The organism is Mucilaginibacter sp. KACC 22773, assembly GCF_028736215.1.
GTDB lineage: Bacteria > Bacteroidota > Bacteroidia > Sphingobacteriales > Sphingobacteriaceae > Mucilaginibacter.
In genome coordinates this window covers 2,442,710-2,465,067 of sequence record NZ_CP117883.1, presented here as the reverse complement: position 1 = coordinate 2,465,067, position 22,358 = coordinate 2,442,710, and the positions used below count along the sequence as shown (strand labels likewise).

Genomic DNA, 22,358 nt, shown 5'->3' with positions numbered 1-22,358 from the left:
TTCAAGTGTCCTTATTAATATTACCAGTTATGTGCCCCAGGCACAACCTAAATATTATTTATGGACAACAATTACGAAGCCTACCGGTATGCTGCCCTTATTGCCAGGCGCCTGAAAGGAGAGTTATCTGCAATTGAAGAAATTGAGCTGAATGCCTGGATAAACGCGAAGCCCGAAAATGCTTTGCTCATGGAGAACCTGCAGGACGAGGAATTGACAAAGGCCGACCTGGATTTCCTCGCCTCTATAAAAACAGGCGACGCCTGGCAAAACATTGTTATTCGTACACAAAAAACATCCTTTACCAATAAGGTTTATTATTTCATGCTAAAGTGGAAGTATGCGGCAGCCATCCTTATCCTGTTTTCTGTGATCGTTATATTTTATAAAAGCCCCCAGCCCGTAAAACAACAAGCTGCAGCATCGCAAAATACATCCTACAAAAATGACGTCCCCCCGGGGACGGATAAAGCTAAACTTACTTTGGCCGATGGTTCCGTAATAACCATAAACGGTCGGATGGCCGGGATTGTTAAAAATTACGCTGGCATAAAAATCAGCGTTAACAAAGGCCTTGTTAGTTACCATATAACTGATAGTATCGGCAATCTGGTTAAAAACCAACTTAATGCTATTACTACCCCTACCGGGTGCAAATACAAAATATTGTTGCCAGATGGTAGTATGGTTTGGCTAAACTCTGCATCGTCTTTAAAATTCCCAATGGTGTTTAACCAGCTTGAGCGCAAGGTTTATTTAACCGGCGAGGCTTATTTTGAAGTTGCCAAAAATAAATTGAAGCCTTTTAAAGTGTTTGCGAACAACACGGTGGTACAGGTACTGGGTACCCATTTTAACATACATGCTTACAACGATGAAAAAGCCGTAAAAACCACTTTACTTGAAGGATCGGTTAAAATATACACAGGCGGGCGCAGCAAAACAATAATGCCGGGGCAACAGGCCTATATTAAACTAAACTCGCCGAAAATTAAAATACAGCCTATTGATGTTAGTAAATCTGTAGCCTGGAAAAATGATCTTTTCATTTTTGACGGGGAAGACATGGAAAGTGTAATGAAACAAATTGCCAGGTGGTACAATGTTGAAGTGGAATACAAAGACGGAATACCTCAAACCCACATTTCGGGAAGTATATCACGCAATAACAACCTGTCGCAAATATTAAATATGCTTGAACTTACAGGAGGGGTTCATTTCGGGATTGATGGCCGCAAAATTACCGTAAGCAGGTAAAGGCTTCCAAAATTTAAGAAAAAAAACAAATAGAAGGCATTGATCAAAAAAACCGGAAGCGTTGGAGCGCCCCCGGCAGATACAGGATCAATAGCTGGCCGTATGCGATTACTAACCAATTGATTATTCAACCTATATGATGTAAAAGTATGAATTTTAATTTTTACTATGAATGTTTTTACCGGCTGCGCAAGCCGGTATTTAAAACACTCCTGATTATGAAACTAACCACTGTTATTTTACTGGTATGCAGTATGCACGTAAGCGCAATCTCGTATTCGCAAACTGTTACCCTGTCAGAAAAAAATGTTTCATTGCAGAAGATATTCCAGCAAATTAACAAGCAGGTTAATTACAGTTTTTTATATACTGACGAGTTGCTTCAAAAAACAAAAAAGATTTCTATCGAAGTTAAAGATGTGCCCTTAGAAACCGTATTGAAGGAATGTTTTGCAGGCCAGCCTTTTACCTACCAGATTTTTGACAAAACCATTATCTTAAAACCAAAGGCCGACCTGATGGATAATGCCCCGCCGGTGCCCCCTGTAACCATTACGGGTAAAATTACCGACGAAACCGGCCAGCCCCTACCAGGTGTAAGCGTTAAACTGAAAGGGACAAATGCCGTAGCTGTTAGCGATGGAAATGGTTCATATAACCTGCACGTTCCTGATGACAATGTTCAAAACGGGGTGTTAATATTTAGCTTTATTGGTTTTAGAACACAGGAGGTTACCTTAGGTACCAGCCTTGTGGTAGATGTTAAATTAATACCCGAATCACGGTCATTAAGCGAAGTTGTGGTAATTGGCTACGGTACGCAAAAACGGGGCGATGTATCAAGCGCTATAGCATCGGTTAACGTAGAGAAAATGGACAAGGTACCCGCGGCTAACCTGAGCACCGCTTTACAGGGACAGGCACCTGGCCTGGTTGTACGGCCAAGCTCTTATCGCCCGGGAGCGGGCTCCGCTATACGTATCAGGGGCAACCGTTCATTAAATGCCACCAACGACCCTTTGTTTGTTGTTGATGGTGTTCCGGTATCATATAGTATTGATGACATTAATCCCCTGGACATCGAATCGGTGGATATATTGAAGGATGCTTCGGCTACAGCCATTTATGGTTCAAGAGGTGCTAACGGGGTTATACAAATTACCACAAAAAAAGGGAAAGCGGGTAAGGTAACCGTTAATTACAGTGGCAGCACATCGTTTGATAATATATTGAGAAAATTAAACGTATTTGACGGACCTGATTATGCACAGTTTAAAAGGGATGCTTATGTAGGGGGCAAATCATACAATTCCGGATTAAGCACCACAAGCAGCAGCCAGCGCTATTTCCCCGATCCGGCATCAGACTATAAACTTTTTGGTGCAGACCCTAATGTGTTAAATAAAGTTATGGCCGGATACTCCTTTACCAAATACGACCCCACAAATGGAATTTTTGATGTAGCCACACGGCCTACTACAGATGCCGAAAAAGCTTTACTTTCAAGCCTGGGATACCCGGTACTTGATAATGTAGCTATTTACGATGCCTCCAAAGTTCCTACTTTTGACTGGCAAAGCAAGGCGTTAAGAACAGGATCAACGCAAAACCACAATTTTTCTATAGCAGGTGGCTCCGAAAAATTCAGCAATGCTTTTTCCTTAGGTTATCTAAAACAAAATGGCATAATACCGGGGCAGGACTACAGGCGGTACAGCATATCAAACAGCGCCACTTTCAGGCCGGTAAGCTACTTTTCGGCAGGTAGTAATATCACTTACGCCAATGCCATACAAAACACCGGGTCTGATATCTACAGCGCAGCATCGGGGCAACTACCTTTGGCCGAGCCCTATGACAGTAGCGGCAATTTTGTACTGTTCCCGGGCAACGACAGTAATATTATTAATCCACTTAATGATGTTACCAATATCATTAATGAAAACCGCGTAAGCCATTTGCTGGCCAACGTGTATGTACAAGCTAATATTTATAAGGGATTGACACTAAAAAGCACTTTTGGCGCCGACGTATCCAGCGCCAGGAATGGCACATTTAATGGTTCAATTTCATCGTCGCGGGCAGGCGGCGCGGCAAACGCCTCATTCAACACAAGTTCAAACCTGACCTGGACACTGCAAAACCAATTGTCATACAGTACCACCATTGCCAAAAAGCATGACATCAGTGTAACCGCAGTACAGGAGTTGTTGAAAGACCGGAGAGACTCCACCAACGCTTCGGCGGCCGGCCTTAATTATGAATCGCAAAGGTGGTACTCCTTACAAAATAATGCCACAGGGGTGGTAACCTATAAAGGAGGCTATTCACAATATCAGTTAGCATCATTTTTGGGGAGGGTAATTTACGCATACAACAGCAAGTACATTTTAACCCTGGCAGAAAGATATGACGGCTCTTCTGTGTTATCCGAACAACATAAGGGTAAAGCCTTTCCGTCAGGATCCGTGGCATGGCGTATTGACCAGGAAAACTTCATGAGAGCAGTAAACTTTGTTGATCAGCTAAAGTTACGCGGTGGTATAGGTTCTGTGGGTAACTCAGGTATCAGGCCATATTTAACCAACGGTACTTTAAACCTATCCTACTATAATTTTGGTGTAAGCCCGGCGCAGGGTTATGCACCTAATGGTTTACCACTCCCTGACTTAACCTGGGAAAAAACGGTAACCAAAAATATAGGCCTGGATTATGGTTTATTTAAGGGCAGAATATCGGGCTCCATTGACGTTTATGAATCTAACTCAAATGAAATTCAGCCTCAGAAATTACCTGATGCATCCGGTTATAGTAATATTACGGTTAACCTGGGCAAAGTACGGAACCGTGGTATTGAAGTGGCATTATCAACTGTCAATATTAACCAGGGCGGGTTTAAATGGACAACCGATTTTGTATTCTCCAAAAATAAAGAGGCTATCACATCGCTGGATGGCTCGGGTAATAACAATGTTTCGAGCCAATGGTTCATAGGTGCACCTATCAGGTCATATTATGATTATAAAAGACAAGGCATATTCCAGAACAGCGATGCATTGCCTGGCGGAATTTTGTATGACTATTTCTGGAAAAAAGCCGGTAACAAGGCCAATACCGCCTTACAGCCGGGCCGCATCCGCGTACAGGATTTGAATGGTGATACTACAATTACCGAAGCTGATAAAACACTGTTGGGTTCGCCAAATCCACAGTGGACCGGCAGCATCAATAGTACCCTTAGCTATAAAGGTTTTGAATTGTCGGCCTTTGTGTATATCAGTCATGGCGGATTGGTGCGCGACCCACGCCCTTCGCTTGTTGGCCGTTATCAGTCGATAAAATTAAACTATTGGACACCAACCAACCCTTCCAATGATTATCCGCAGCCCAACCTTACCAGCGACATACCGCTTTACTGGCAGGCCAACGGTTTCAGGGACGGATCATTTGTACGGGTGCGGAGTATTTTGCTTTCATACCAGCTACCGGCCTCGTTACTTAATAAAATAAAGATGCGTAGCTTATCATTTTCTGTTAACGCGGTTAACCCCTTCTTGTTTAGCAAATACAAAACCTACGATCCTGAAACAATGCCTTATTCAAGCTCCTATCCGTCAAGCAGCACCAATAACCCTGGCCCTACATCATACAGCTACAGAAGTTTGGTATTCGGGATAAAAGCGGGCTTGTAAACAATTGGTTATAATTAATAAGATAATAAAATGAAAAAATATATCATTCCGGTTATTTTACTCATGATAGGTTTAGATATCGCATCATGCAAAAAATACCTTAAAGAAGACCTGGTAAGCACCCTTACGCAGGAGTATTATAACACCGACCAGGGTTTAGAGGATTTAGTACGATCTGCCTATACCCCGCTCCGCAACAAATTTGAAGGTGAGCAGGCATATGCCTTATACAATTTTGGTACCGATGAATTTATTGAGGGCGATCAGTTTAACTATGAATACTATAACAGTTATGCAGCAAGCCTTAACCCTGCCGAAGGTTTATTAAATGGCTTATGGGTAAATAACTACCAGGGTATTGGCCGTTGTAATCTGGGTATACAGCAGCTGCCGCTTTTTAAAAGTACAACATCAAAAAGTCTGGGCACGCCGGCGCAGGTTACCCAGCGCATAGCCGAGCTGAGGTTTCTGAGGGGGTATTATTATTTTCAGCTGGTACAGCAGTTTGCAGGTGTGCCACTGGTATTGCAGCCAATTACCGGCAAGCAAACTGATTTCGCGCGTGCATCTGCTGCCGATGTATATAAACAAATTATTAATGATCTTCGTTTCGCTGCGGCTAATCTTACACCAACTATAACAGACCAGGGCAGGGCTACCCAGGGTGCAGCACAGCATTTTTTGGCCAAGGTATATTTAACCCGCGGCAGCGCGGTTACCGATGCCAGAGGTCAAAAGCCAACAGATATTGATAGCGCGGCTTATTATGCTACGCAGGTAATTAACAGTCCGTACTACATGCTTGAGAGCGATTATATGAATATCTGGAATGGTGTTTATCCTGCTGGTTACCCAAAGGTGACCACCCCGGCTATAGGGCAAAACGGCTCGGCCCCTTCCGGCGATATCAGCAGGTTTCAAACAGCACAGGCCAGCAAAGAGATCATTTTTGCAGCCCAGTTCATCAAAGATCTTACATTGGATGGCAACACCGGTAACCGTACACATGAATACTACATTTGTCAGTATGATGTGGGCATACCCGGAATGGCGCGAAATGCCGATAACTTTAACGGCAGGCCCTTTCGCCGCTTAGGACCTTCTGATTACACCATAGATTTGTTCGACCGAAAAAACGACTCGCGCTTTTATAAAAGCTTCCGTACGGTATTTTACTCTAACACCAACACCGGTACACCTAAATTTACCTCGGCCGACGCTCCTAATCCATCATTGGTGGGCTCGTACAAGTTTGGTATCGGCGACACCGCCGCATTATTTATAGTAAATACCAAAAGCACGCCGTTAACCAAAGAACAATTAGCTAAATACAGGTATACCGTTTATGCCCGATATTATACTAATACACCCGGGGGGCCCATACAGCAAGGCTTTAACAACAACAAGTATCTCACCCTGGTAAAAATGCTTGATCCGGTACGTGTAACGAACGATTATAATGAAGAACGCGGGATACGTAACGGTATAGTTGCCCGGCTGGCCGAAACTTACCTGATTGCCGCCGAAGCGTACGGGCGCAAAGGCGACTATATAACCGCGCTGAACTACGTTAACAAACTGCGGCAAAGGGCCGCATATCATGCCGGCGAATTCAGAAACCCACAAACTTACATGTTTGATGGCGGTACACCCGGCGATGTATCTGACACGTACCCGCAATTAATGGCCACCACCGATTTATTTATGACCAATGCGGCAAGTGAAAATTATCCGCCTACGGTAGTAGGTACGGCTGACCGATTTATTCATTTTATGCTAAATGAGCGCACCCGTGAACTATGCGGCGAGTTTTACCGATGGGAAGACCTTGTACGTACAGAAACCTTGTACGACAGAACGAAACTGTTTAACAAGGATGCCACAAGCATTATAGCCAGGGATAAGTTAAGGCCAATTCCTCAGATACAGATTGACGCTACTACTATAAATGGTCAGCCCATGTCGCCCAGCCAAAAAAGCGCCTACCAAAATCCGGGTTGGTAAACAATAACCGGCTGACAACACCTCAAACAGTATGTTCCCGTTTGAGGTGTTGTGGTTTTCTTACTATTACACCCAAAAAGCCTTTTTGAATCATTATTAAACTATAGCTTTACACGTAACATGTTCAAAAAGCCATTATACAAATGCCTTTTTGAATTTTGATTTTTAACTTATTATTACATCAACTGCATTATTTAATGAATCAATCTGATAATATATTAGGCAGCAACCAACATTTGCGGCGTATTTTAAATTGCGTTGTTATCACGCTTTTATTACAAACAATGTCGTTTGCATCATTTAGTCAAAATACCGTTTCAAAAAACAATGATGCAACCACCCCATTACATTTGCTTAAACCAGCTTATATAACCCCATACGGAGAAACAAAACAAGCTGATGTTAAAGCTGTTCTGGACAGGGTATATCATTACCTGGATGGTGTTACCCCCTACCAGCTCATTGATAAGCCGAGCGGGCAGGCAATCAACAATTTCGACAAGGTAAACTCCAACAGTGTTTTTGCAGCCGCCGATTTCAGGCTGATAAGCTATGAATGGGGCGTAACTTACACCGGGATGCTGGAGGCAGGCGCAGCAACCGGGGATAATAAATTTACAGACTACACCGTAAACCGGTTGAGTTATATTGGTAACGCTTTTGCTGCCTTTAAAACCTACCTAAAAACCTCGCCACTGGCAGTAACACCCGTAAAGTCGGTAATCGCCCCCGAGGCGCTTGACGATGCCGGGTCAATGGCCGCAGCCATGATCAAAGCCGTAAAAACAGGGGCCGTAAAGCCGGATCTGCGGCCAATAATTGATAACTATATCGGCTATATCCTAACAAAACAATTTCGCCTGGCCGATGGTACACTGGCACGTAACCGCCCTCACCCAAATACATTATGGCTTGATGATCTGTATATGAGCCTTCCGGCCCTGGTACAAATGGGCGCACTTACCGGCGACAGAAAGTATTTTGATGAGGCGGTGAAGCAATACCAATTATTCAGCAAACGAATGTTTAACACCGAACGCGGATTATTTATGCATGGCTGGGTTCAGGATATGGATCCGCACCCACAGTTTCATTGGGCCAGGGCAAATGGCTGGGCTATTTTAACAACTATTGAATTACTTGATGCCCTGCCGCAGGATCATCCGGGACGAATGTTTTTAACAGAGATGCTAAAAAAACATGCGGCCGGCCTTGCACAGCGCCAGGATGCAACGGGTTTCTGGCACCAGCTGCTTGACCGGAACGATTCGTACCTCGAAACTTCGGCAACGGCAATTTATGCCTATTGCTTTGCAAGAGCTATCAATAAGGGATGGCTGGATGCCAAAGCTTACGGACCAGCGGCATTACTTGCCTGGAACGCCGTGGGTACAAAAGTAAATGACAAAGGCCAGGTAGAAGGTACCTGCGTGGGTACAGGCATGGGGTTCGATCCTGCTTTTTATTACTACCGGCCGATAAATAACTACGCAGCACATGGTTACGGCCCGGTTTTGCTGGCAGGGGCCGAAATTTACCGCATGCTGCAAAACCACCCGTTTGTAATTAACGACAGTGCGGTACAGGTACCCAAATAAGCGTAGCCGGCCTTGCCGTACCTGGTTATTGAACGTTTTAAAAAAACAACTATGAAAAATTTTAAAGTAATCATCCTGTTAATCATAGTAACTCATTTTAGTATGGCATGGCCCCTGTATGCACAAAACATCAAAGCGTTTGAAGCCGATGTTTGTATATATGGCGGCACCTGTGCCGGTGTAATTGCGGCTTATACAGCAAAAAAAATGGGCAAAACAGTGGTATTGGTTGAGCCTGGGAATCATTTGGGCGGCATGACCTCGGGCGGCTTAGGCTATACGGATATCGGCAACAAATATGTGGTTACCGGCCTGGCCAGAGATTTTTACCGGAAAATTGGACAGCATTACGGAAAATTTGAGCAATGGATATTTGAGCCAAAGGTGGCCGAGGATATTTTTAACGAATACGCAAAAACAGCAGGTTTTACCGTGTTGATGGGAAACCGCCTTATCAAAGTAAATAAGAACGGTAACCTATTGACCGAAATGGTAGTTGAAAATTCTTTGAAACCCACCGCCCATACCAATATTATCATTAAGGCAAAGGAGTTTATTGACTGCACCTACGAAGGCGATTTGATGGCCCGTTCGGGTGTTTCGTACACGGTTGGGCGGGAAGCAAACGGCCAGTATCATGAAACCATAAACGGCGTTGAAGTTATGGATGGCCACCAGTTTCCCGACGGCGTTGACCCGTATAAAGTACCAGGTGATCCTAAGAGCGGTTTATTATGGGGAATAGCTAACATCAGCTTACAGGCAATGGGCTCCGGAGATAAAAAAGTACAGGCTTATAACTTTCGTATTACCTTAACCAATGTGCCTGAAAATCGTATAGCCATTACAAGGCCGGAAAACTACGATCCTCAGAAATATGAATTGCTGCTCCGCCTAAAGGAAAAAGCGCCCTGGAAATCAATTAACGATGTGCTTATTATAAGCAAAATGCCTAATGGGAAGACCGACATTAATAACAAAGGCGGTTTTTCTACCGATATGATAGGCATGAACTGGGATTACCCCGAAGCTGATTATGAAACAAGATTAAAAATCCGGGAGGAACACGAAACCTATACAAAAGGCTTTCTATATTTCCTTGGAAACGATCCGCGGATACCGGCTAACATCCGTAATGAAATGAAACAATGGGGCTACCCAAAAGATGAATATACGGATAATGGAAACTGGACTCCCCAGCTTTATATCAGGGAAGCCCGCAGAATGATAGGACAACTGGTAATGACCCAACAATACTGCCAGGGTAAAGAGATTGCCAATGACGGTGTTGCAATGGCCGCCTATACCATGGACTCGCATAATTGCGACAGGCAAGTGGTAAATGGTATGGTAAAAAATGAAGGCAATGTTGAAGTTGGCGGTTTTGGCCCTTACCCGGTTTCATACAGGGCCATTGTTCCAAAACCTGCGGAGGTTGCAAATATTTTAGTGCCGGTTTGCCTGTCGGCTTCGCATATCGCTTACGGTTCCATTCGCATGGAGCCGGTATTTATGGTATTGGGGCAGTCGGCCGCGGTTGCTGCCTGCCAGGCTATTGATAAAAAAATACCTGTACAGTTGGTTGATATTAAAGCAGTACAGAAACTATTGAAAAATAATCCGCTTGCAGATGGCAGTACACCCGAGGTTCTGGTAGATAACGACGATACCGCTCACGTTCAAATAACCGGGGATTGGAAAGTTGCACAATCGGGTGGTTATGGCCCAAGCTATCTTATCGATACGTCTAAAACCGGCGCACTCAATTCGGTTAAGTTCAGGCCGGAGATTGTTAAAAGCAGCAACTATAACGTGTACGTTTATTTTCCAAAAACTAAAAACGCATCAACTAAAACCCATATCACCATTTTTAACGGGACAAACACAACCGAAAAGATCATTGACCAGGCAACTATCCAGGTTGAAGGGCAAACATCGGGAGAGTGGGTTTCTTTAGGATCTTACTACCTATCAAAAAACAAACAGGCTTATATACAAATCTCCAACGAAAACGCCAGCGGGACAACCGTTGCCGATGCCGTGCTTTTTGTACCGTCCAGGTAATTGAAGTGGCGGTCCCGGCTTCACAATAGTAAAACCACTTGAAATGATGAAACAGGCTTAGCTTTATTTAAAGCTAAGCATAACATCCCCTCTATTGCTATGAGCTGCCTTAATCCATAATAAATGGTCCGTTTTATCGTAATACCAGCCAGCGATACTATTTAATTCATCGGGACGGCTCACTGCTTTTAAAATCTCCTTATTTTCAATTACCATGGATGGCTCCTTATCGCTACTCCAATGTATTTTAGCCAGGTAACCATGTGGCGCGGGGGTGTAACTGCCCACAGGTTTTTTAATATTCAACTCCCAGCCCCCGGTAACATTTGCTACCGTAATTTGAGTGATCGCTTTTTCGCCTTGCTGATATTTCAGGTTGATACCATCATCTTCATACAGTTTAAATTCGGATGCCTGGTCCGGAAAAATATCCAGAGTAATCACATCCACGGGTTTTTCACCCATATATTTCATAGCCGGTTGCATAGGGATAATACTGCCTGCTTTTACAAATAGCGGCAACTGGTCGGCGGGTGTTAATATATGGATATATTGCTTTCCGTCATATTTTTTACCCGCCCAATAGTTAAACCAAACACCGGCTGGTAAATACACCGTACGGGTTTGAGCTCCCTTTACCGTTACCGGGCAAACCATCATGTTATCACCAAATAAGTATTGATCGGCTATATTATACGTATTCGGATCATCCTGGTACTCCAGTACAAGGGCACGCATCAGCGGCATACCTGTTTGGTATTGTTTATAGGCATTGCTATAGATATAAGGGATCAGCCGGTATCGCAAATCATCATATTTTTTAAAGTTGGCCAAAGCTTCTGCCCCATAATTCCATGGCTCTTTATAACCCGGGTGATCCATGCCGAATACCATAGCAACCGGGCTAAACATACCAAACTGCACCCAACGCATATATAACTCCGGATCGGCAGCATGCTCAAAACCGCCCATACAATGCGCCCAGTACCCTACGCCCGACAAGCCAATATTTAACCCGGCTTTAATAACCGGTGCAAAATACTGCCATTCGCTCGGCCAGTCGCCAGCAAAAATGTATGGATAACGCTGTATGCCCGAGTATCCCTCGCGGGTCTGGTTCAAACCGCGAATACCATTATATTCCTGGAACTTTAAATATGGGGCTTGGGCATAAGCTATAGGGAAAACATTATGCAATTGCGCAACCTCTTTACCGGTAGGCCCCACCTTTTCACTTTCATTTGCCAATGAACCAAAGGCACTGCCTTCATCGGTTTTCAGGAATTTGGCCCCTATAGACGCTACTTTCATTACCCCGTTATCCCACCACCAGTTGGTAGCCTGCTGATCAAAAAAGTTCACAAATTCACCCGGTTTGCCGTTTTCGGGATAGGTAAAACCTTTGGCCTGCGCCTGGTCGAGCAGATTGAGGTTTTTGGCATTATCAAACCGTGGGCGAATGTGCAAGCCTACCATTTTAAAGTTCATGGCGTACAGGCTATCGAACATGGCTTTGGGGTTTTTAAATGTTTCGCGCCATTCAAAGGTTGTAGCACCCTTGCCCCCGTTTTTACCAAACAACCGCCAGGTAGAATCCAGGAACAAAATATCAACCGGGATCCCCATTTCGCGCATCTTACGTGCAAGCTCAATCACATATTTATCAGATGTAAGTTCCTCATGCCCCCAGGTGCCGCCGCTATAAGTGCCCATATGCAATCCAAAGGCAAAGCGCGGCAATAAAGGTGATTTGCCGGTTATTGACAGGTAGCTGTTTAATATGACCGGGAAAGCCGGGCCATAAATAAAGTAATAATCCAGCTCACCATCATTGGCTTTAAAGCTGTATTCATCATCGCTTTTGCTGCCCATGTCCCAGGCTGTGGCCGATGAATTATGCAGATAAATACCATAGCCGCGGGTGCTCATAAAAAACGGTACCGGGCAATAGTTTGCTTCGTTGACGTTATAAGCGCCCAGCAAATTATCTTTGTTTTTGCCCCTGCCCACATTTAATTTTACCAGTTTGTTACGCTGATCTGTAAAATCCATACGCTCACCAAAACCAAAAAAATGTTCATTTGGCATCAACTGCTTGGTACACATCACCGTATCGCCCATATGATGCAGGCCACCACTTTTTGGTACGTATTCAGATGATAACATTACGCCTTTAGTATCGGATACATTGATGATAAAAGGCGATTTAATAACTGTAATAATTAACGCAGATGTTTGAATAACGTAAGCCGATTTTGCATCGGTTACCTTATAACTTACTGCGGGCCAGTTATAGTTTTCCTGCATTAAATGCTCATCAGCCCCAAAATTACGGCTCCAGCTTGCCCTTACCCTAAACATGGACGGTGAACAAAACTCAATTTGGACATCGCCATTAACATTTTTAAAATACAGCGTATTGCCTTGCTTTTTATATCCCGACTTATTGCTGCCAATACCCGTTTGCGCAAATGTATTTACAGTAAACATTAAAACAAGCGCAAGAAACAGCGTAACCTTCCTCATTATTTACTCAATTTATAAACTTCGCTGCCTGCCAGCAGAAAACAGCCTAAACCATAATCTTCAAAATCGGGCACGCTGTTATAAGTTACCGGTTGCCCGTCTTTAGGTTGCTTGCCGGTTCCCTGCACAAAACCCAGCATACCATCTGTATGTAAACTCTCTGCCGACATGGCATTCCAGGCTTTGGTTACTATAGGTAAATAGGTTTTCTTTTTGAGGATGCCATGGTTGATGCCCCAGGCCATACCATAAGCAAACAGCGCTGTACCTGTTAATTCCTTGCCGCCAAAATTGGTAGAATCTTTTAAGCTCACGTTCCAGTAACCATCCGCACGTTGCAGCGGTACCAGGGCTTCAATCATTTCTTTATAAACATTTAAATATTCATCGCGATGCGGGGCTTTTTTGGGCATTACCTCTAAAACACGCAACATGGCCGCCAATACCCAGCCATTACCGCGCGACCAGTAACAATCGGCGCCATTGGGCTCTTTGTAAGGAGTTACAAAATCCTTATCCCTCCACCAAAGATGATCGGCGGTGTTGTACAAGCCTTTGCCGCCATGCACGGTTTTGGTATAGTTATAAATGGCGAACATTTTTTCATAATACTTATCGTCCTGGTAAACCACGCCAAGCCTGGCATATACCGGCATGGCCATTTGCAGCGCATCAACCCAGCTCCAGTCATCCTGCTTTTCGCTATTGACCATCAGGTCGATACTCAGCTTTATTTTCTCTATACGTTCCGGCTTTTTATCTATCAGGTACAGGTCTATATATGTCTGGCCGCAGCATTGGTTATCGGCGTTCCGGGTATCAACGGCACCACGCGGCGCCCATTGGTGTTTTTCGCCCCAGTCAACCGCGTAATCATAATATTTTTTTTGCGAATCAATTTTGTACATCCCCATCAAACCCTCGTAATAAACCGCTCTTGTCCACAGGTTACTGGTTCGGGTAACACCTTTTACGGTAACAGAAGCACCTGCATCCGGCCATTTTTGCATAAAATAGTTGTTAGCCAAAGTCATATCGGCCAATACTTTACTTTTTGATGGCAGCTGGGCGTGTACAGCGCCCGCCGTAACCATGATTGCACCTGTGCACAGTATCATTTTCAGTTTTGCAAATAGTTTATTCATATTGTAGGTTTTGATGTATTTCTATTCATTTAATTCACAGGTTATTATCTCCGGCTTTTTTTAAGGCATTTTTTTAAGTCCTTCCCATCTTACTTTCCACTTCCCATCTTTTGGGAAACCCGGATTAGCGATAGTTGAACCATCCCAGCCGGCACACATCATGGCTACAGCAGCCAGCAATCCGCCGTTGCCTGGCAGGTAGAGGCGTAAGCGCCCATCCTGGTAATTATGACCGTTGGGCAGGTAAGTATTGGTTTTTATGGGCATAAATAAGGCCTCAATGGCTTTTTCGGGCATATTTAAGCGGGCAGCAGTCATGGCTGTCATCGGGAAATCCCAGCCCCAGGTATCGTTCCAGTCCCATACATTCCATACCAGGTCAAAAGTTTTCTTCATTACCAGGGTATCCAGCTTATTGTTATAAGGCAGCATACCATAGGCCGCCAATACCGCCGGATGATCTGTTTTCAATTTCGGATTAGTATAAGCATCGGGCGAGCTTTCCGCAGCAAGGTAAACGCCATCCTTTTGGGGTAGCTCCGCCAGTTTCTTCAGGATGAGCGCATATTTTTTATCGGGTTGCATGCCCAAACGCTTGCGCCATTCCTGGGCGGTTGTAAGCGCCCAGCGCCAGTATTGCAGCTCATAAGTTGGGTTAAACGTGTCTTCGGGTTTATAACGTTCCTGTGCCAGTATAATACCCTTGCCTAAATTATAACGGTCAAGCTCTTTATCGTAAGTGGGGAACGAGGCCATAAAATCGGCATCGGCTAATACCAGGTCTTTGTATTTATTTAGGGTTTGTTTATTGGGATGTGCGCAGTAATCCAGCTCGGCAAAATAAATAAAATGCGGCTGCTGCCAGATCAGGAACGCGCCTACCGATGACGGGCTTTCATTACCATCAGGATCAGTCATTTTTTGCCAGCGAACGCCATCGTAACCCTGCCGCTTAGCTATAGCACGTGCGTTAGCTTTAACATGATGATACCAGGCCATGCTGTTTTCCAGCAGCTGCTCCCGTCCCCAAAGCGCAAAGTGAATACCATGCCACCAGTGCATTTCAAGGTGGGGTTTACCATACCAGCTATTATAGGTGAGCCCGGTTTCCTGAGGCGGTTGATGGCCCGAGCATTGTATTTTGGTAAGGTATTGGGATAGCACCACCCGCCGTTCCAGTTCATTGGCCCGTGGGTCTGTACTGCCGCTAAAATCAACCGCGCCGCCGCTTTGCCAAAAAGCCCTCCATTGCTGTATGTTGTTTGCCTGCGTTTGAGTAAAGCCCGGTAAAACCGCTGCGGTTTTGCGTGGGGTAAACAAACAGGTAAACATTAACAGATTTGTTTTGCCCTGCGGGGATAACACAAACTGATGAACGGCGGTATTTTTAACGGCTGCAGATCCCTGCCAATCCAGGCGCACAAAATATTGGTTAGTATCTAAACGATGAATAATGGAGGCCTGCTGCCGACCTGATGAAATGACAGTTGAATAATGTTTTTCAGGGTTTTTCCGGTTATCGCCATAGTCAGTAAATTGATTGGTAGGAAACGGAAAACGCAGCCTTACTTTTAGCCTGCCCTGGCTCAATAATTTAGATTGAACTTTTACTGCCACCAAATCCTGCCCCTGGTGGACATAGGTTTGTACGCTTACTGCTTCGCCGTCAAAAGTAAAAGTACTGTTGATGGCGCCCGTCCAGAGATCGAGTTCCTGGCGAATGTTTTGAATTTCATTGATGTTTGCTTCGGTTCCATTCTCATGCAATAGTATAAAACCAAGATTGCCCAGTTGTAAGCGATGCACATTTTCGCGGAACCAGTTAGCTGCGTCCCTACTGCGCCCGGGCTGGTTCCATTGCACCGCGTACGTAACTTTACGACCGTTGAGTGTATAGGTTTTCAATGTTTCATCAAACTTATAACCCATGGTATCTTTGAAGCTATGCCAGCCCCACTCTGATTGTGTACCCAGCGGAATGCCTTTATCATAATGTTCGGGGAAAGTTTGCAGACCGGTAGCATCAACCGTAAAAGCAAAACGACCATTACCAACCGACAGTGATGATAAGGTATCTGTACCCTTATTGATCACATTATGCCTTTGCACCAATGCCTTGCGGTTTATTGGGATTTGCGCCTTTATAATAACCGGCCAGGCACAGGCAAAAATTGCAAAATATACAGGCAGTAGTTTCTTCATCTCTCCTTCTTATTCTTTAAGTTTTCCTCAGAAGCTGTGGGTTAAACCCTTTATTTTTAATGTAGAGACGCATAATTGCGGCTCCCGTATGCAAATCGACCCTGAAAATCCCGAATATCCTGCGAGAGACGCAATTATGCGTCTCTACAATGGTTACAACCGCGGCATTACTTTAAATATTTATTAAGGACCAGTTTATTGAATGACCTGATCCCCTGGATTACAAATTTTGCATTTAGCTGCGCGCCGGGCTCAAGCGTGTGGGTAGCATCGGTACCAAAATAGACCGATTTTACTTTTGCCTCACCCTCTTCATCATAGTCATCGGCTATCATTTTATTCAGATCGACGAAATAAGTACCGGTTTGCTCACCTAACTCCCTGGCCCATTGCCCGTAACTGTTATCATCGTTGCGACCGGCCGATTTGCCATCCTTCCAAACATTGCGCGGTATTGGCGAACAAATAATTGGCGTTGCGCCTTTGGCCTTTATATCGGTAATATATTTGCGCATATACCAGCCGTAAGTGTGTACCACCTCCTGTATTTTCCTTTTCGGGTTGTAAATTTCCTGCTGCTCGTTGCCAATACCCTTAATGGTTCCGCGTGCCCGGGCGGTGTCATCCAATGCACCGGCGTCGTTATGGCCAAATTGCATAATTACAAAGTCGCCGGGTTTTACTTTTGCCAGTACCTTATCCCATAGCCCAAGCGTTTGAAATGTGCGGCTGCTGCTTCCGCCCAGTGCATCGTTTTCAACCGATATCCGGGTTGTATCAAAATAAGGAGCTATATAGTTGCCCCATCCCCACAAACCGCCATCACCTTTTCCTTTACCATTCTTCACGGTTGAATCGCCGATGAGGTAAAAGGTTGGTTTATCAGCAGGTTTTATCAGCATAAAAGACGATAGCAAGATCATGCCTATCAGCAATAAGCTTAAACCTGCATTTTTACGCATTAAATTTTTCATAATAGCTTACCAGTTAGTTTTTAAGATATTTATTTAAAGGATTCTTCGGATCGGCCCGGATGCCTTCGGCAACAGATTCGGCATTTACAGTGGCACCTGCTTTATTGGTATGGGTATGATCGCCGGGAAAGAATTTTTTTACCGAATCGGCGCCCCATTGGTCATATTTATCAGCGGTAAGCCGGTTCATATCAATGAAAATAGCCCCCTCCTGCTGCGCTACTTCCCGCGCCCATTTGCCATAATCATTATCAGCACGAATCACTTTACCCTCACGAAACTCATTACGCGGAATCATCGACAAAACCATTGGCGTAGCGCCTTTAGCTTTGGTTTCCCTTATAAATTTGCGAAAATACCAGCCGTAGGTGTGTACGGTTTCTTTTACTCCATTGGGCCAGATAAGCTCTGCTGTTTCCTCGCCCGTACCTTTTAGTACACCGCGGTATCCTTTTTTTGTAGTATCGGGTTGGCCGCCTTCATTATGGCCGAATACCATCATCACAAAATCGCCGGGCTTTAACAGGGAATCTACCTTGTTCCACCTGCCCTCTTTTATAAAAGTACGCGTGCTGCGGCCGGCCATCGCATGGTTCTCGATATTGATCTCCGACAGGTTAAAATAGTTTGGAATGATACTGCCCCAACCCCAGGTTTCCTTATCGCTGTTGTGGGTTGTGGAGTCTCCGATGAGGTACAATGTTGGTTTTTGCTGATTAACAAACGCCAGGCTTGCGAAAGCTACAATTAACAAGATAAAAAGGGATTTTAATGCTTTTACCATGATATAACTATTTAATTAGCAAATATTTAACCGGCCTAAGGGTAACCGGCCCAACCAAACCAGATGGCTTTGGCTGCCAGTTTATTGCGGTAAAAAGCCCATCCTGGCCTTTGGACCCGGAGCTATGTGACTGAAAATTAGTATTATAGAAGATTCTGTAGGGGATATTCTTTTTATCCATATCTATAATGCGGTTCACCATCAGGTTGGCTACTTTTACCTGTAACTGATTGATCAACCTTAACTGTCCTGAAGAAATGGTAATTATATATGGCGCACCTATCAGCGTTGCCAACTTTTTGCCGTTAAGGTAAACTTCGGCACTTTCATGTACCTTACCTAAATCCAGCTGCCAGGCTACCGCATTTTGTGCAGGTTTTTTGAATGTGATTGAATAACTCCCTGTTCCCGAAAACGCCTTAAATTCATCGCCCCCTAAAGCCGTCCATGATTTAAGGTCACCGGTTTTTACTGGTCGCGGCAAGGTTGGGCCGCCCTGGGTAAATGTGAGCGCCCATATGCCATTTACATTTACCGGTTTACCTGCAAGCTGGTAATATTTATAATTTGCGATATTAACTTTTGAAGGTAACGTTTGCAAAATGCAGCTTTGCCCGGGCTGTAGTTGCAGGTAAACACCGGTTTGGCCTTTGCCTTGTTTCCGGTTGCTGGCCAGGCCGTAACTTTTGGTCATCGGATCAAATACCACTACCGACGCTGCACTAACTGATAACCTTACCCAGCCATCAATCGCTTTATCGCTATTATTGGCGATAAAATAGCTGTTGCCGTTTTTGTAGGTTCTGCGTACAAATTGAAGTCCATCATCGGTCATACGCTCCCTGTTTATTCCCGCGGCATCCAGCAGGGGCATTATATCATCGGCAATTAAAAACCTGCCTTTGCCTATCGTAGCTATTTTAACACCATTGGCCCCCGGTGTAAAGTTTAACCCGGCCAGTAAATCCTTAAATGCTTTTTCGCGCTCATTTAAGCGGGCATATCCAGGCACATCTGATGGCAGTTTTTTATACACCACCACAGTGGCCCCGGCCTTTGCCATATCCATTATTTTACCGAATGTTTCCAGCGGGATATACCTGCAATCGGGCAGTAAAATGGTTTTGTAACTGATTCCACCAGTTGCGATGCGGGCGCCGGTGGCTTGCAGTTCCATTATCTGCTTATCTGATATAAAATCAAAAGTGTAGCCCTGTTTCAACATCTCCTGGGTTGAGTTTTCAAAACCGGTACCGCTAAAATCGGGTTTCATGGCATCATAATGCTTAAGTAAACCTTTTTCGCCTGGTTCCGAAAAACTATCGAACAAAGGATAATAAACCAGCACATCATTATCAGGCTTGCCCTGTTGCAAAAACGACTGGCAATTGGTTATGTATTGGTTAAGGGTCGAAAAGTCGTTCCAGAATGGATTGGTCTGGTTAAAATGTACTTCGGCATAAAACAACCAACCTGGCCAGGGGGCATCCTTTGGTGAATAGCTGATACCATGATAAAAAATATGGTTAACACCACCTACAAAATATTTATCAATAGCCTGTTTAACATCGCCTAATGACGACAAAAAATGATCATTAAGCCAGGTTGCCGACTCAGATGAAGCCAGCGGTTTACCGGTAACGTGTGCCGCCGAGGTAGCAAACTTGAATCGCAGGATATCATTCCCCTCGGTTTCGGGAATATCAATAGCCGCGTAAAGATCCAGTATATTGGATGGCGAACCGTGCGATTGATTACGGATTAAAGCGTCTTTTGATTTACCCCATTCGTGCCAGGGTTTGGTAAAATTATCAAGCAACAAATCGGATATGGTTTCACGGTAATCGCACAATATCCTGTTATCGTTCTCTTTGTCGCCACTGCCGAATAAGGCCGGTAAATGATCCCGAAGATCGTAGCCACGGCGCTTAATAAACTCGTCAAAAAACTGTGGGGTAAAATTTGATTGCCCGCGGGCGTCGTCAACCTCGTACGAGTCGTTAAAAAACGCGCGGATAGCACTTACATCCTGGCCTTTGAATGCCTGGTTAAACTTATCCAGGTAATGATCAAGCGCCGGTTTCGAAAAATGGTCAATCACATAGCCCTCGCCACCCGGGGCGGCCCGCTCCACCATTTTACCGTGCCAACCCATAAAAAGCGCATATAGCTTCCAGTTACCGGCGGGTGCGGTCAAGTTAAGTTTGCCATCGGCCTCAACTTTATCGGTCAGGTTAAGGGCCTGCCCTTTGCCATCATAGGCCATTAAAACGGTGAGTGGTATGCGTTTTTCAAACCGCACCTGATCAAGCGCCATCAATTGCAGGTTTTTATTACTGCTGATGGGCTCAACCAGGTCGGTGATCTTTGGCGTCTGGCCGTCTGCGCGTACCAGGGGTTGTTGTACAAACACCACAGGTTCATTTAATTTATCCCCACCCTTCAGGTCATAATTTTTCCAGAAGAGTTCCTTACTCGCATCCCGATCTGTTACCCAGGGGCCTCCAAAGGGCCAGCCTGTGGCGTTGGCCAGGTCAATACCCATATCCAAACGTTTAGCCTCCTGCAGTGTATATTTCAGCATATCAACCCATTGGGGCGACAAATACGGTATAAACTCACTCTCGTGTCCTTTAACGCCGTAAATGGGTGTTATTTCCATTCCGCCTAAACCGGCGTCATGGTAGCTTTGCATATTCCAGGCCAGGTCCTTTTTATTTACAGCGCTGCCTTGCCACCACCAGCGGGCCCAGGGTTTGGTTTGCCTGGTAATAACAGGCCATGTTACCTGGGCTGTTGCCTCCTCGGCACTTATTAAAAGCACTAAAACAGCGGCTATTTTGAAGTTTTTGTTGAATACCGACATGTAGATTTCTTTATTTGTGTTTGGCAATTTCAACCGCATAAACGCCCTCATGACCTTCAAAATTGGCCCTGAAGATAACCCATTTTTCATCGGGCGAAAAATGCACATTAGGTTCAAGGTGATAGTTGTGATTTTTCATATTAACCAGTTTCTCCGATTTAAAACGATCTCCATTGGGTTTAAAAAGGTATATCCACATGCCATCGGGCGCTTTGGCTACCTGCCCGGCATTACCGCCATCACCTGCAAATGTTTGCTCATCCCTGGTAACGTTGAAATGGATTGACCATTCGTTGCGGTCCATCTGGTAAACGCGGTCTTCCTTACCCGTTTTCATGTTGATGCCTGCCAGGAAAAATGTTTGTCCTTTAGGTTTTTGCAGATCAAACCACTCGGTATTGCCAAGCGGCGAAAAAAACTCATGCCCTGCAATTTCATTTACCATGGTACGCTTATGCAATAGTTTATTTTCGCCGGTTTTTATATTGATGTTCCAAATCCTGTCTACCTTCTCCCATGGCCCTTCATGACAGTACGACAAATTATCGGGATCTGTGGGCGAGAAAAGCAGGTGATTAGTCCATTCGTTCTCCTGGTGTATTTGTTTTAATAATTTGTGCCTAACATCAAGCACATATAGGGTATGTTGAATATGCGCATCATATATCCGGTTAAAAAAATCGTGTTTTTCGGGATATTTGGCCAGTATCTCACGCTCCTGCTCACCGGTGGCTTTAACACAGGCCATAAAAGATCCATCGGCATTTACGGTACCTACCCGGCCTTTAAAGTCGGGGGCAAAAGCATAAATAAACCTGGTTTTATGGGTATTTACATTTACGGCAAATATACTGTCGCCGCTTTGATAAAATGCCTCCCGGGTTTTAGCGCAAACCATCTCTCCTGATACCTTTTCGCGGCTGGTTAACTGGTCGGTCTTTAACGTTTTCAGGTTGACGGTAAACAGTTGCTGACCCTTATCCGTTTTGCCGTAAAACACCATCAAATCACCTTCGTTCTTTTCCTGGAGAACAAAGGGATTATTGTTAAAATAAAAACTCCCGTTATCATTTTCGCGGTTTACCAGCCGAACAACCTTATGCCCGGTTTCTTTATCAATCCATTGGGCCGGCATGGGTTTTACGCCCCCTGTTTCTATTAAATCCTGGGCTTTTAGGGTAAAAAAGCTTACCTGTAAAAGGGCAAAAGTCATCAAAGCCAGTTTTTTGCTTATCATCATTATTAA

The 22,358-nt window shown here is 44.6% G+C and carries 12 protein-coding genes; 5 read left to right on the top strand and 7 right to left on the bottom strand.

Annotated features, from left to right (window positions below):
- Positions 1-60: 60 nt before the first annotated feature.
- From PQ469_RS10535 to PQ469_RS10515, 5 genes are all read left to right on the top strand, one after another.
- Positions 61-1,257 carry a FecR family protein gene (locus PQ469_RS10535; RefSeq protein ID WP_274212933.1) on the top strand — a complete coding sequence of 399 codons (1,197 nt, stop codon included), beginning with the start codon at positions 61-63 and terminating at the stop codon, positions 1,255-1,257.
- A 149-nt stretch (positions 1,258-1,406) separates the two neighbouring features.
- Positions 1,407-4,949, top strand: coding sequence for a TonB-dependent receptor (locus PQ469_RS10530; RefSeq protein ID WP_274212932.1), 3,543 nt, complete (start codon positions 1,407-1,409; stop codon positions 4,947-4,949).
- A 30-nt stretch (positions 4,950-4,979) separates the two neighbouring features.
- Positions 4,980-6,953 (top strand): RagB/SusD family nutrient uptake outer membrane protein, encoded by a 1,974-nt coding sequence (locus PQ469_RS10525; RefSeq protein ID WP_274212931.1) that lies wholly within the window; start codon positions 4,980-4,982, stop codon positions 6,951-6,953.
- Positions 6,954-7,237: 284 nt separating this feature from the next.
- Positions 7,238-8,551 carry a glycoside hydrolase family 88/105 protein gene (locus tag PQ469_RS10520; protein ID WP_274212930.1) on the top strand — a complete coding sequence of 438 codons (1,314 nt, stop codon included), beginning with the start codon at positions 7,238-7,240 and terminating at the stop codon, positions 8,549-8,551.
- A gap of 51 nt (positions 8,552-8,602) precedes the next feature.
- Positions 8,603-10,615, top strand: coding sequence for an FAD-dependent oxidoreductase (locus PQ469_RS10515; RefSeq protein WP_274212928.1), 2,013 nt, complete (start codon positions 8,603-8,605; stop codon positions 10,613-10,615).
- Between the two features lie 63 nt (positions 10,616-10,678).
- Here the strand turns inward: PQ469_RS10515 and PQ469_RS10510 are convergent, their stop codons facing one another.
- From PQ469_RS10510 to PQ469_RS10480, 7 genes are all read right to left on the bottom strand, one after another.
- Positions 10,679-13,141, bottom strand: coding sequence for a glycoside hydrolase family 31 protein (locus tag PQ469_RS10510; RefSeq protein WP_274212926.1), 2,463 nt, complete (start codon positions 13,139-13,141; stop codon positions 10,679-10,681).
- The gene (locus PQ469_RS10505) at positions 13,141-14,286 is read right to left on the bottom strand and encodes a glycoside hydrolase family 88/105 protein (protein WP_274212925.1); all 1,146 of its coding nucleotides are present in this window, start codon (positions 14,284-14,286) and stop codon (positions 13,141-13,143) included. Before PQ469_RS10505 ends, PQ469_RS10510 begins: the two co-directional genes overlap by 1 nt.
- 60 nt (positions 14,287-14,346) lie before the next feature.
- On the bottom strand, positions 14,347-16,488 hold the full coding sequence (locus PQ469_RS10500; RefSeq protein ID WP_274212924.1) for a hypothetical protein: 2,142 nt from the start codon (positions 16,486-16,488) through the stop codon (positions 14,347-14,349).
- A 167-nt stretch (positions 16,489-16,655) separates the two neighbouring features.
- A complete protein-coding gene (locus PQ469_RS10495) occupies positions 16,656-17,462 on the bottom strand; it encodes a rhamnogalacturonan acetylesterase (RefSeq protein WP_274212923.1) in 807 nt (268 codons plus the stop codon).
- A 13-nt stretch (positions 17,463-17,475) separates the two neighbouring features.
- Complete coding sequence (locus PQ469_RS10490) at positions 17,476-18,246, bottom strand: rhamnogalacturonan acetylesterase (RefSeq protein ID WP_274212922.1); 771 nt, start codon at positions 18,244-18,246, stop codon at positions 17,476-17,478.
- Positions 18,247-18,253: 7 nt separating this feature from the next.
- Positions 18,254-21,112, bottom strand: a complete 2,859-nt coding sequence (locus PQ469_RS10485; RefSeq protein WP_274212921.1) for a glycosyl hydrolase — start codon at positions 21,110-21,112, stop codon at positions 18,254-18,256.
- Between the two features lie 10 nt (positions 21,113-21,122).
- The gene (locus tag PQ469_RS10480) at positions 21,123-22,352 is read right to left on the bottom strand and encodes an oligogalacturonate lyase family protein (RefSeq protein WP_274212920.1); all 1,230 of its coding nucleotides are present in this window, start codon (positions 22,350-22,352) and stop codon (positions 21,123-21,125) included.
- Between the last annotated feature and the right edge of the window lie 6 nt (positions 22,353-22,358).